13 protein-coding genes are annotated in these 13,194 nt (G+C 35.9%); 9 read left to right on the forward strand and 4 right to left on the reverse strand.

What is annotated here, in order from left to right; all coding sequences use genetic code 11:
• Positions 1-25: 25 nt before the first annotated feature.
• From AWV75_RS05465 to AWV75_RS05480, 4 genes are all read left to right on the forward strand, one after another.
• Positions 26-1,201 (forward strand): calcium:proton antiporter, encoded by a 1,176-nt coding sequence (locus AWV75_RS05465; RefSeq protein ID WP_060873418.1) that lies wholly within the window; start codon positions 26-28, stop codon positions 1,199-1,201.
• A 14-nt stretch (positions 1,202-1,215) separates the two neighbouring features.
• The gene (locus AWV75_RS05470) at positions 1,216-2,196 is read left to right on the forward strand and encodes a deoxyhypusine synthase family protein (RefSeq protein ID WP_060873419.1); all 981 of its coding nucleotides are present in this window, start codon (positions 1,216-1,218) and stop codon (positions 2,194-2,196) included.
• Between the two features lie 139 nt (positions 2,197-2,335).
• Complete coding sequence (locus AWV75_RS05475) at positions 2,336-4,084, forward strand: nuclease-related domain-containing DEAD/DEAH box helicase (RefSeq protein WP_060873420.1); 1,749 nt, start codon at positions 2,336-2,338, stop codon at positions 4,082-4,084.
• Positions 4,085-4,141: 57 nt separating this feature from the next.
• A complete protein-coding gene (locus AWV75_RS05480) occupies positions 4,142-4,579 on the forward strand; it encodes an FKBP-type peptidyl-prolyl cis-trans isomerase (RefSeq protein WP_060873421.1) in 438 nt (145 codons plus the stop codon).
• A gap of 19 nt (positions 4,580-4,598) precedes the next feature.
• On the opposite strand, the gene AWV75_RS05485 is transcribed toward AWV75_RS05480, so the two are convergent.
• Positions 4,599-4,838: a VF530 family DNA-binding protein gene (locus AWV75_RS05485; RefSeq protein ID WP_060873422.1), complete on the reverse strand. Its 240-nt coding sequence runs from the start codon at positions 4,836-4,838 to the stop codon at positions 4,599-4,601.
• A gap of 320 nt (positions 4,839-5,158) precedes the next feature.
• Between AWV75_RS05485 and AWV75_RS05490 the strand changes: the two genes are divergently transcribed.
• The 5 genes from AWV75_RS05490 to AWV75_RS05510 all read left to right on the forward strand — a co-directional run bounded on the left by AWV75_RS05490 (position 5,159) and on the right by AWV75_RS05510 (position 8,907).
• Positions 5,159-6,190 (forward strand): MBL fold metallo-hydrolase, encoded by a 1,032-nt coding sequence (locus AWV75_RS05490; RefSeq protein ID WP_317038693.1) that lies wholly within the window; start codon positions 5,159-5,161, stop codon positions 6,188-6,190.
• Positions 6,191-6,197: 7 nt separating this feature from the next.
• Positions 6,198-6,989: a helix-turn-helix domain-containing protein gene (locus AWV75_RS05495; protein ID WP_060873424.1), complete on the forward strand. Its 792-nt coding sequence runs from the start codon at positions 6,198-6,200 to the stop codon at positions 6,987-6,989.
• Between the two features lie 125 nt (positions 6,990-7,114).
• Positions 7,115-7,531, forward strand: coding sequence for a CBS domain-containing protein (locus AWV75_RS05500; protein WP_060873425.1), 417 nt, complete (start codon positions 7,115-7,117; stop codon positions 7,529-7,531).
• Positions 7,532-7,712: 181 nt separating this feature from the next.
• The gene (locus AWV75_RS05505; protein ID WP_060873426.1) at positions 7,713-8,204 is read left to right on the forward strand and encodes a 3'-5' exonuclease; all 492 of its coding nucleotides are present in this window, start codon (positions 7,713-7,715) and stop codon (positions 8,202-8,204) included.
• A gap of 43 nt (positions 8,205-8,247) precedes the next feature.
• The gene (locus tag AWV75_RS05510; protein WP_060873427.1) at positions 8,248-8,907 is read left to right on the forward strand and encodes a metallophosphoesterase family protein; all 660 of its coding nucleotides are present in this window, start codon (positions 8,248-8,250) and stop codon (positions 8,905-8,907) included.
• On the opposite strand, the gene AWV75_RS05515 is transcribed toward AWV75_RS05510, so the two are convergent.
• The 3 genes from AWV75_RS05515 to AWV75_RS05525 form a co-directional block, all read right to left on the reverse strand.
• On the reverse strand, positions 8,896-10,917 hold the full coding sequence (locus tag AWV75_RS05515; protein WP_060873428.1) for an ATP-binding protein: 2,022 nt from the start codon (positions 10,915-10,917) through the stop codon (positions 8,896-8,898). The genes AWV75_RS05510 and AWV75_RS05515 overlap by 12 nt on opposite strands.
• A 24-nt stretch (positions 10,918-10,941) precedes the next feature.
• On the reverse strand, positions 10,942-12,297 hold the full coding sequence (locus AWV75_RS05520; RefSeq protein ID WP_060873429.1) for a sensor histidine kinase: 1,356 nt from the start codon (positions 12,295-12,297) through the stop codon (positions 10,942-10,944).
• Positions 12,298-12,639: 342 nt separating this feature from the next.
• Complete coding sequence (locus tag AWV75_RS05525) at positions 12,640-13,119, reverse strand: ecotin (protein ID WP_060873430.1); 480 nt, start codon at positions 13,117-13,119, stop codon at positions 12,640-12,642.
• Positions 13,120-13,194 lie beyond the last annotated feature (75 nt).

Here is a 13,194-nt window from a genome sequence, read left to right on the forward strand (position 1 = left end):
TATTTTAACTCAAAAAATAAAAAAAATGACAACTAAAAAGGTACTATTATCCGAGATTTTTCCGACTAAAACTAGAATTCGATTAGTAGCTGTATGGCTAATTGTGATTGTATTTCTGCTTTTTGGACAAAGCTTCTTAGGTGATTCCATCACGGGAATGATTGCATTAGGGACATTCTTAGTTTTACTTTTTACTATTATTGGTGCAGCATTTGGCGTGGTGAAAGAAGCCGATGAGCTAGCACATAAATTAGGTGAACCTTATGGAACGTTGATTCTAACGTTATCTATTGTGTCCATTGAGGTAATCTTGATTGCAGCAGTGATGTTAGGGCCAGGGGAAAATCCTACTATCGGGAAAGACTCGATTTTTTCGGTAATGATGATTATTATGAACTTGGTTATTGGACTGTGTATCCTTTTAGGTGGTTTAAAGTTTGGAGAACAAGAATACAATGCGCAAGGAACGCTTTCCTATATGGGGATGATTATCATGCTTGGAGGGATTGGACTGATGCTGCCTAACTTTATACAAGGAGCTGGTGGAGGTCAGTTTACAACAACACAAGCTGTGGTACTCGCTGGATTGGTGATTGTACTCTACGGTTTTTTCTTGTTGTTGCAAATGAAACGCTACAAGCATTTGTATATTCAACCAAAGGCTGGAAACATGGAAATTTTGTTCACAAAACGCCATGAAGTAGAAGAAAAAGAGACTACAGCTATAGAAGCAGTATCCGTAAATAAGAATGAGATTTGGGTGCGTACCTTTATTTTACTAGGAATGATTCTGCCTATTGTTTTACTGTCCCATAATATGGCTGTGGTAGTAGATTATGGTATTAAAGCAGCTAATTTACCTCCTTTATTAGGGGGAGTTTTAATTGCAATTATCGTATTTACTCCAGAATCTATGACGGCAGTTAAAGCTGCTTTAAACAATGAATTTCAACGCGCAATTAACTTGTGTCACGGTGCATTTGTATCCACTGTTGGGCTAACAATTCCTGCGGTGTTAATCGTCGGACTGATTACAGGTAAAACAGTGCTGTTTGGAATGACTGCTACGGAGACCATGCTTTTTATCATCACTCTATTGTTGAGTTTGATGACTTTTATTGGCAAGCGAACCACTCCTATTATGGGAATGATGCACTTGGTACTCTTTGTTGTATTCCTGCTTTTAATTTTTAATCCTTAATATAAAAACGTAAAATGGAACAGACTAAAGGACCCGTTTCACAATTTTTAAAAGAAAATTTTTTGCATTTTAATGCTGCTTCAACGATTGATGCTGCCAAAGGTTATGAGGCACATCTAGCAGCAGGAGGGAAAATGCTGATTTCGTTAGCTGGTGCAATGAGTACCGCTGAGCTTGGTATTTCATTAGCCGAAATGATTCGTCAGGGTAAAGTAGATATTATTAGCTGTACAGGCGCCAACTTAGAGGAAGATATCATGAATCTAGTAGCGCATTCACAGTATAAGAGAATACCCAATTACCGCGATTTAACGCCACAGGATGAATTGGAATTATTGGAAAATAAATACAATCGCGTAACGGATACTTGTATTCCAGAAGAGGAAGCTTTCCGCAAGATTCAACATCACATTGAAAAAATATGGAAGGATGCAGAAGCACAAGGAGAGCGTTATTTTCCACATGAGTACATGTATAAATTGTTGTTGAGCGGTGTACTAGAGCAAGAGTATGAAATTGACCCTAAGAACTCGTGGATGCTTGCCGCAGCAGAACGCAATTTGCCCATTGTAGTTCCGGGATGGGAAGACTCAACGATGGGAAATATTTTCGCTTCGTATGTAATTAAAAGAGAGTTACAAGCCTCAACCGTAAAAAGCGGTATTGAATATATGGTTTGGTTGGCTGAGTTCTACGAACAAAATGCCATAGACCAAGGAATCGGATTTTTCCAAATTGGAGGAGGTATTGCAGGTGATTTCTCCATGTGTGTCGCTCCAATGCTTGTACAAGATTTAGAGAAAGACAACGTATTAAAATGGAGATATTACTGTCAGATTACAGATTCTACAACTTCGTATGGTTCTTATTCTGGTTGTATTCCAAATGAAAAAATAACTTGGGGAAAACTCGATGTCGATACGCCAAGTTATGTCATTGAATCCGATGCTACCATTGTAGCCCCACTTATATTTGCTTGGATTTTAGGTAAATAGTTTAATTCTTTACCCGTAGTTTGCCTGTGTTGTCAAACTACGGGTTTTCTTTTTTATTCCTCTTTATTTTTAGTGATTGATGGCGTAGTATTGATGAAAAAAGGCTACATTAGTTCTATATGCTAAAGGACACACCATCATGGCTTTAAAAATTTATCCCGAATATCCTCTTGATGAATTAGAACAATTGATTATCAACGGCAATAAAGTACCCTACGGGGAATTTTTAATTTATGGAGACTTGGTGGAATCGCTGAGTAAAAGCGAACACGACTGGTATGTATGGTATAGTTTGCGCTTGCCTTTTCACGATAATACCCGAATTCAACGCGCCAAAGCCGATGCAGAACTCGATTTTATCATCGTTTCTCGTTTTGGTATTATTGTGTTAGAGGTTAAAGGAGGAAATGTTTTTATCGATCAAGGGCGTTTTTGCTTTAAAGATGGAGATCATACCAAATGGTTGCCTCAAAATCCTTTTGAACAAGTAAAAGGCTACAAATACACCCTAATGAATAAGGTTTTTCCAAATTTTAAACAAGTGCAATTTTGTGAAGCTGTCGCTTTTCCAACAACTAAAATAGCCATTGAAAGTACAATCTATGATAAGAATTTGATTTACAGTGATTATACGCGAAAAAATGACTATGAAAACATAGAACACTTTCTTCTGCATATCTATAAATACACCAAAGAAAAGCTAGAAAGTGTACATCCTATTTCATTTAAAAAGCTGAAGAGGAGTGATTTGAGTTATATTGTGAATACATTTAGTCCCAAAGTACAAGATACCAATGTATTTGCTTCAAGAAATTCATTCCAATGGCTTAAAGAGCGAAACTTAGATTACTTGTACTCGTTAGCCGAAAATCCGCGTTTGATGATTGAAGGATCTCCTGGAACAGGAAAAACAACGATGGCAATGGCGTATGCTGAGATGCAAGTGGAACGCGAAGGAATTTACTTGTGTTGGAATGCTTTACTTTGTGCGTATAATCAACAGCGTTTTAAAGAGCGAAATGTGCGTATTGATTGCATTACATTCAAACAATTTATTGCAAAATATCATCCGCATGTTAACGAAAAGGAGGTCTACTATTTAAAACCCCTGACATGTGCCAAATTAGTACAAGAAACCATGGAATATTTGGAGCAACAAGAACAATTGCCCGATTATGATTATATGATTATCGACGAAGCTCAAGATTTGTTTGATCGAAATCTAGCGCTTTTAATAGATAAACTTTGTGGTGATGCGCAAGGATTAACACAAGGCAATGTGATGTTGTTGTACGATTTAGACCAAAGCTTTTCGCTTTTTGGCCGGGATGTCACGGAATATGCCTACTTTTTGAAAGATTATTTTACCCATTTCAAATTGCATAAAATAAGGCGAAGTGCACAGAAATCACAGATTCGCCAAATCGCAGAACACATTCAGGAATCACCAGAAGAATGGGAGGAAATAACGATACATCAAGCTGAATATGATGAGATTGAGCTGCGTTCTTTTGATGAGGTAACTGTATTAAAAGAGGCAATCAAAGCGGTGATTGACAATATTAATGATCCGCATTCTTCTCTGGAAGCACAAGATGTCATTGTCTTGGTACAAAGTAAAGTTTGGCAACGCAGAAATAATGTAGCGGACTTGATTGCTGAATTAAAAATGGAAGAGTTGACTCCTGCGAATTTGACTCTTGAACCAACCCAATTACAATATACAACAGCACTAAAATACAAAGGATTAGAGCGTAAAAACGTCATTCTTATTGTCGATAAACCCGATCAGTTTACTCCTTTTGAGTGGTATGTAGGCTGTACAAGGGCGATTGATAATTTAAATATTTGGCAGTTGCATACCTATCAAGAACTTGATGAGGAATAATGGATTTGTGCGATTGAACTGGAAAAAGTATTTTTGTTCTAGTATAAACGATGAATTATGAGTGTAGCGGAATTATTAAAAAAGAGAAAAGAACAGTTAGAGCAAACAAACAAAGAGGAAGGAGCACAATTTTTAGCCACTTTTGCTCAAGGCGAAGGGGTGGTCGTTTTACCCTCGGGAATTGCTTATAAAATCTTGACTTTAGGAACAGGAGAGAAACCTACACTTACAGATAAAATCGTTTGTCACTATCAGGGGACCAATGCGAAAGGAGAGGTGTTTGACAGCTCGTTTGACCGAGGTCAACCAAGTACGTTTGTATTGCAAAAATTAATTAAAGCCTATCAAGAAGTCGTTCCTTTACTGCCAATTGGAACAAAATTTAGTATGGTTACTCCACCTGAATATGCGTATAAAGAAGAGCACATCAGCAAACAAATCGGACCTTATAGTACGTTGAGGTTTGAAGTAGAATTGCTCGAAATTGTATCCTAACGAATACAATACGAGCTGTTTATAAGTTGCCTTTCTTTGCTTTTTGACGTAAGACATACACATATAAACTTTCCGTTTTTTCTCTTGCCCACGGTGTTTTTCTCAAGAATTTTAAAGCAGAATTAATACTTGGATCATGGGTGAAACAGCGGATATTAATTTGCTTGCCTAAACCTTCAAAACCTTGATAGTAGTCGACTAATTCTTCAAGAATATCTACGAGTTTTTTTCCGTGTAAAGGATCTTTTGAAGCTTCCATACGATTTGTTTTTTTGCAAATATACCGTTTATTCTTTGTTTGAGCATGAGGTGATGCGTTTCAACTCAATATAAACTTGGTTTTCACTTTTATTGAAAATTTCAATATAAGGCTTCTTTATAACCTTTTCTGCTAAGATAAAAATAACAAAATGAGCGTTTCAAGCAATCGAATTTGAGCTTTTGAGGGAAGTCGTATTGTAGTTTTACCACTATTTTTACTTCAATTTAAATCCAATAAAAAAAGTGAAAAATAAAAAGAAATACGCCAAAAGAATCGGATACTTTTTTGTTGGATTATGTGTACTAACCAGTTTATATATGATGCATCCAAAGTTTGGTAAACGTCCATCAGGAGGGCGTTTACAACGAATTAAAGAATCTGTAAATTACAGTCAAGGGAAATTCCAAAATCAAAGTCATACCCCTCAATTAACTCAATCTATAACGACAGCACTGTACGATTATTTCTTTGCAAAATCAACGGAGACTAAACCTTTAAATCAAATTCCGACTCAGGTTATTGACTGGAAGGCATTGAAAGGAGATCAACCCCAATTAGTTTGGTTTGGTCATTCGTCTTATTTGATGCAGCTAGAAGGTAAATTTATTTTGGTGGATCCTGTGTTGAGTGGTAGTGCTTCTCCTATACCAGGCGGGACAAAAGCATTTAAAGGAACTGATATTACTACAGTCGCTGAATTGCCTGTTATTGATGTATTATTCCTTACCCATGATCACTATGACCATATGGATTATGAGACCTTAAAAGCCTTGAAAACGAAAGTAAAACAGGTTGTTTGTGGGTTGGGAGTAGGTGAGCATTTGGAGTATTGGGGATATTCCCCTCAACAACTTATTGAAAAAGATTGGTGGGAGGAAATAGTATTGGATACTGGGTTTAAGGTAACGCTAACACCTGCTCGTCACTTTTCAGGACGAAGTATTTTTTCAGCGAATACGCTGTGGACGTCTTTTGTATTAGAAACAGCAAACAAAAAGATTTTCATTGGTGGTGATAGTGGGTATGATACTCATTTTAAAAAAATAGGAGAGCAGTTTGGTCCTTTTGATTTAGCAATTTTAGAAAATGGGCAATACGATAAGAGTTGGAAGTACATCCACATGATGCCGGAAGAGGTTGTTCAAGCCGCTAAAGATTTGCAAGCTCGTGTTTTATTTCCCGTTCATTCGGCTAAGTTTGTATTGGCCAACCACGCTTGGAATGAGCCTTTGGAACGCATAGCTGTAGCGAGTTTAAAAGAAAAGATGCCTTTGCTGACTCCTCAAATTGGAGAAAATGTTAATTTAGATGCTATGCACACCCAGCCAACGTATTGGTGGAAAAACTAGTTTGCTTATGGTACAATCAATGGACTTATTTGGTATTCAATTCGCTTGTTATACACAGAGTAAAAAATCTGGCGAACAACTCATGAAGCAGCATGGCGTTTCTTTTTTAATTTCAGGCGAATTAGAAGCATTTGATGGGCAAACAAAATACTACTACCGAAAAGGAGATCTAATTGTATACCGGAAAAATACCCTCATCCGATTCGTTAAATACCCGTATAAAGGAGAAGCTTTTCAAGCTATTTCTGTGGTGTTGGACGATGCTATTTTACAAGAAGTTGCTTTCAATCAAGGTTATAAAGCAGAAAAGAAAACAGGGGCTAATCTTATCCGCTTAGAGCAGGATGATTTGTTACAGGATTATTTTACTGCTTTAAAAGGGTGGTTTGCTCATCAAATTAAGGATCAAAACCTGATTGATCTCAAAAAGCGAGAATTGATTTATTTGCTCTTGCATCACAATCCCAATTTAGCTGCTACCTTGTTTCATTTTGTACAACCAGGAAAAGTCGATTTAGAAAATTATATGAATACGCATTTTCGCTTTAATATTCCTTTAGTTGAATTCGCTTTTCTTACCGGAAGGAGTTTAGCGACATTTAAACGAGACTTTGAAAAGATTTTTCATCTTTCTCCCAATAAATGGTTAGTTAATAAACGATTGGAAGAAGCGTATTACTTGTTGGAATATAAAAAAATGAAGGTAAAAGAGGTGTATGTTGAGGTTGGATTTGAAACGTTGTCTCACTTTTCACATGCCTTTAAACAACGCTTTGGTGTGAATCCCTCTACTCTTTAGTAGCCAAACTTGATGGAACAAGTACAACACTAGAAGTTACGAAAAAAAAAGAGAGATAAAGCTGTTAAGTATCATGTTTTTACAATTTTTATAGGAGGAACTTTATCCTAGAAAATAAGAAGACTATGAAACAAAGAGTACCCATTTCGCAAATCATGACCAAGGTATTAATTGCAGTACCTACGACCAAAAAAATTAGTGAAGTCAATCAATTATTTACCGATTATAATATCCGACATATTCCTGTTGTAGAAGGGGAGCAGTTGGTGGGCATTATATCGAGTAATGATATTTTAAAAATTGGGTATAGCACTGCTAATATGGATGTAGAAGCAATCAATGCGATTTATGACGCTTATAAATTAGAAGATATTATGACGGTTGATCCCGTTGTAGTTGACGATGATGTAACGATAAAAGAAGTAGCCGAATTATTAGTTGAACAACAATTCCACTCGTTACCAGTGGTGGATAAAAACAAAGCTTTGGTAGGAATTGTTACAACAACAGACCTCATTAATTATTTAATCGCTCAGTATTAAACAATACATGAGATTTGCTTTTTTGCCTTCTATTCTCAGAATAGAAGGCTTTTTTTGTGTATGAATAGCAATAAAATGATGGGATACAAAAGGATAGGCACAAGCTATAAAAATCCCCTATAAAAAATAAAGGATGCCGTACAAAAATCCTACCTTTGTGGAGAAACCAAGTGAAGTGAAAATGAATTCTTTTGTTGCTTTAGATTTTGAAACAGCCAATCAACATAGAAGTAGTGTCTGTAGTATTGGGTTAGTCTTTGTTGAGAACAGACAAATCGTCGATAAGTATTACGAGTTAATCAAACCTACTCCTAACTTTTATAGCTATTGGAATACAAAAGTGCACGGATTAACGGAAAGTGATACCGCCCGAGCAGAAGAATTCCCTGAAATATGGGAATATTTACGTATGCGTATCAAAGATTTACCTTTGGTGGCGCATAACAGTGCATTTGATCAAAGCTGTTTGAAAGCGGTACTGGCGAGTTATAACCTACCCATTCATCAAAATCCATTCTATTGTACATTTCGAAAATCAAAGCAAGTATTTCCTACATTGCCCAATCACAAGCTCAATACCGTATCAGAATATTTGGGTTTTAGATTAGATAATCACCATCATGCGTTAGCAGATGCTGAAGCATGTGCGCATATTGCCTTACACGTTTTTTAATCCATACTTCGAGTAAGTTACTAAGTGAAAAAGAGAATATAAAATGAATTACTTGATTGTTGGTGATATTCACGGGTGTTATTATACGTTTAATCAACTCTTGACGCATTGGAAGAGGGAAGAGGAAACGTTGATTTTAGTTGGTGATTTAATAGATCGAGGGCAGTATAGTGCTGAAGTTGTTTTAAAAGCTATGGCATTAACTCAAGCCTATGACAATTGTATTATTCTCAAAGGCAATCACGAAGCGGAGCTGATTCAATATATACTAGAGGGTAGCAATGAAAATTGGACGCGTCAAGGAGGGGAGGAAACCTTAGTGCAATTTGCACAAAAAGGCATTGAACATCAAGCGATTTTACCTTGGCTTGTAGAGCGTCCTTTATGCTATGAAACGACTCATTTTATAGTGACACATGCAGGTATTACTGAAACGGAACATCCTTTTTTAGAGGCAGAAGATGACAGTGTATTGTGGAATAGAAAACCATTGAAGGCTCTAGGAAAACTGCAAATACACGGACATACCCCTTTGAAATCGAATCAAGCGCAATACACGCCTGATTCTGATTCGTGGAATATTGATACTGGAGCTTATTATGGCTATGGGTTAACAGGTCTTAGAATTGCCGCTGATGCCAGAGTCATAGAATGTCTTACGATTCCTACAGATCAAAGAGATATTCGATCATTAGTAGTTTAAAAATAAGACGATTGCCATTCCTTCTTGTAGATGGGATTGAATCTTTAATTCAGCTTGAATGATAGCTGCGCGTTCCGTCATATTGCTTAAACCAATCCCGCGATGGGTTGTTTTTTTCATCCCTGAGCCATTGTCCTTTACTTCAAAAATAAGATGTGTATCATTTGTGTATATCCTCAATTTGCAGGTACTCGCTTGGGCGTGTTTATTGACATTTTGAAGCGCTTCTTGAATAATTTGATAGATGTTTATTTTCTGTAAGGTCGATAGCTGATCGAGTCTTACATTATCTTCTAATGTAATGGAGAAATTAGTTTTGTCTTTATTTGATTGTTTGTGAACCAATTCAATTAATAAGTTTTCAAACGATTTATTTCTAAAAATACTTGTCTGCGCAAAGGAATGAGAAATATCGCGGATTTTGTTTTCCAAGTATATCAATTCATTTACTAGCATTTCTTTTAAATTCTTGTTGGGAATTTCGAGTAATTGAGTGTTAAAGCGCAAGGTAAATATGCTGTTAATGACCCCGTCATGGAGGTCTTTCGCAATGCGATTGCGCTCTTTTAGTGTTGTTACATGTTCGATGGTATTATTCTCAATCAACAAGTTTAAAATCTGTTCGTTTTTTGATTTTTGACTATTGGTATGTGCTAATTCTCTGTTTTTTGATTTCAATCGAAACCAAATTAGAAAAAAGACTAAACTGCCAATAACCACAAGGGCACTGAGGTATAAAAGGTAAATTTTTTGTTTTAGTGTTTCGTTTTCTTGTTCAAGAAGAAAAGAATTGTATTCAATTTTTGCAAATCTTCCTTTCGTTTCAACCTGTGTATTTTCTAAGAGATTGGTTAAATCTACTAACTCTTGAATTAATTTGGTAGAGGGTTGATCAGAATAAAAGAATAGAAGCTCTTGTACAGCGTATTTCTTTAATTTATAAAAATGATGTTCATCGGCTAAGTCATAGGCTTTATTCAACCACATTAAAGCTTTTTCGGGTTGGTTGAAATCTTTGTACTTCTGTGCGATTTCATGGCAGGCTTCAATAGCGTAGAATGGGTGATTGAGTCGGGTATAAATAGCATAGGAATGCGTCAAATGTTCAATGATATCGTCCTCTTTGCCTTGTTCATAACGAATATTGTAGTAGGTTGTATTTAAGTGAGCATATAATTGTTCTGCTGCTTTACTTTTCTTGTAGTAGCGAAGGGCTTCTAACGTATAGGATTCAGCTTGATTCAATTGACCGAGCTCTTGGTAAAAGATACCAAGGTTACCCAATAAGTTAGACATCGCTAGATTGTAGGTTTTCTCAGGTAATATCTCGTATTTTCCTTCGTCTTTTTTCAATATTTTATAGGTATCCAATAAGGTCTGTAAAGCCTCTGGATGCTTGGTAATATCCGTAATATAAAAGGTTTTGAGCTGATTGGACTCGATGTGAATGGGATGATTTGGTGTCTTTTCTAGTATTTTTAAGGCTTGGTATAGCTTGTTTTCAGATTCGTTGACAAAACCAACCTCAAAAAGCAAGCGCGCTTGGTAGTAGATGTTTTCTGCTAAAGCTAAGCTATCACCTGTTTTACCATAGAATTTCTCTGCTTTTAGGTAATAGGCATATACGCTGTCCAATTGTTGATTGTCGTGATAAAATACAGCTACATCTTCATATACTTTTGCCAAGCGAGAGAAATCTTTTTCCTTTTTTGCTCGTTCCGTCGCTAGATTAATGAGTGAAAAAAAAACAGGCTGATTGCTGCTCCAACGCATGTCATTAATCAATTGATCAAGCTCTTCTTGCGGTTGATCTTCGGAGGCAAAGAAAGCCTTAACAGCTGTTTCATGCTTTTTTGAAATACTGTCTTTTTGTGCAGGTGTACGCTTAAAAGCATAGAGGTTATCTATATCCGTTTTGTGCTTGGTTTGTTTGGTTTGACAGCTACTAGTAAGAAGTGACACAATAAACAAGAGGAAAAAGTAAGGGGCTAATCTTTTTTTGTAAATCATGAAAAATAAATATGTTGTTTTACTTTATGCTTTGGGTAATTGAATGGTTACGGTTGTGTATTGATCTAGTTGTGATTCAATAGTTAAATGCCCGCCATGAATATTTATAATTTTAAAGGCCAGCGACAGACCTAATCCAGTTCCCTGAATAGGGAAAGCATTCGATGAGCGATAGAAAGGCAAGGTTAATTTCTCAAGGTCTTCTGCTTTTATACCAATTCCTGCATCTTTAACTTGAATAATAATAGCCGTACTGTTGCTATCTAAAATAAGGTCTACAGTTTGATTAAAAGAAAACTTATCCGCATTTAGAATGACATTAGAGAGGGCTAAACTTAAGAGTTGTTGATTCCCTTTAAGGTGTAATTTGTGTAATTCTTCGGTTGTTTTTACCACAAAATTCAATTTCAATTCTTTGTGGTGCAACATTAAGTTGTCAATGGTTTGCCACCAAAATGTTTCAAAATCAATCGGAGATAAGTTGTAGTTTATTTGATCTAATTTGGCGATTGTTAGCAAGTTATTGATAATTTGATCTGTATAAATCGTATCCTGAATAATGGATTGTAACGCTTGTTGGTATGCTTCGGGTTCTCGTTCTTGGGTTAACGTAATTTCTGCTGTACCCAAAACAGCTGCAATAGGTGTTTTGAGCTCATGAGAGGCATGAGCAACAAAGGCTTTTTGACTTTCAAAGGATTCGTGCAAACGCTCAAATAAGGTATTGATGGCTTCACTTAACGTACGGATTTCGTCCTTGGACATTTCAGCAATAGAAATTGGTTCTGCTAGGGTGTCTACATTTCTAGATTGAACGTGATGAATGATTTTTTTAATGGGGTGTAGAAACGATTCAGCAAATAAACGAGAGAGCATAAAGGTAATCAAAAGGGCAATCAATAAGCTGATCAACATGATCGAACGCAACTGTTTTAAAGCATCTAATCCCGTTTGATCAACAGCCTTAGCCATGACGATATAATCCCCTGAATTATCTTTGTACAATACACCGAAAACGTATTCATCTCCCTGTTTGAACCACACTTTATTGTCATCTACGACTGCTTGTAGCACATTCTTGTCCCATTTTAATTCATTTTCTGCAATGAAAATAGGATTAAAATCAAGGGTATAAATACGAATTTGTTCTTTGGGTAGTGTACGAGGAAATTTCCGCAATACTTCTTGAAATTCCGCATATGTAAAATTGTCTTCAGCTAAATAGTTGTGTCCAACAATATACGCTCGATCCTCCAGTTGTTTGAAGAAGTTTTTTTGCCAATGATTTGCTATCACAAAATAGATAGCAATTAGTACAATAGAAAGTAAGATGGTGAATAGACCTAAGAATTGGAGGGATAGTCGAGTGCGAATTTTCATTACAAAGTCTTTGTCTGTTAGTTCCAATTCATCTTCTTGTGGAGCTGAATTGTTCTTCTTATTATTCGGTTCTATCTCAAATGCATGGCCTGTTTTTGGTTGTCTCTTTCTTGTCGCTAGGGAATAATGTCTCTAAAGTAAGCATTTATCCTTAAATCACAACTGTATTCAACAGGGTTTATGTTAATTCGTAAGACAGGGCAAATGTACTATTTATTTTTATTTCACCTATTTTGATTAATGAAAACAAATAACGTATTAGATAAGAATGGAATAGATAAAAAAAACGGAGTAAAAGATAGCTTTTACTCCGTTTATATAGAACCACATTAGGTTGTTGTCTTATTTTTTAACGCGAATTTCTTGTGCTTCGTATTCATCTTGATCTGCAGTAAAGATTTTAAACTTTACTTCATACTCTTCAGGTACGTAAATTACAATCGGCATTCTTCCATTGTAACGCGTTGTTTCGGGTTGCGCAGCTACAAATAAATGTCTTTTTGGCATATCAGGACATCCCATCAATGTTGATACTGCATCCCCTTTGCTTTTAAATACATAGTAGTCATACCCCCAACCTTGTAAGTCCTTTTTCTCTAAAGTTCCCATTAAACTATAGTTGTTACAACCATCTACTTCCATCATTTTTCCTACTCGAAATTCAATCTTTTTATTGCCATCTTGAGCAGAATGAGGGACTTCAATAACCATTTGTTTGTACCCTTTTTCTGGCTTTGGAAAAACAGATACATCTACTTTTTGCGCCATACTTGCTGTAGTTAAACTTAAAAAAACAATTAAAAATCCCATTACTTTTTTCATACTAAACTTTTTTTATTAAGATTTAATATGATAAAAGTAATGAATTATACGCCTACATTTGATTTTTTAATAAAA

It is taken from the genome of Myroides odoratus (assembly GCF_001549985.1).
Taxonomy (GTDB): domain Bacteria; phylum Bacteroidota; class Bacteroidia; order Flavobacteriales; family Flavobacteriaceae; genus Flavobacterium; species Flavobacterium odoratum_A.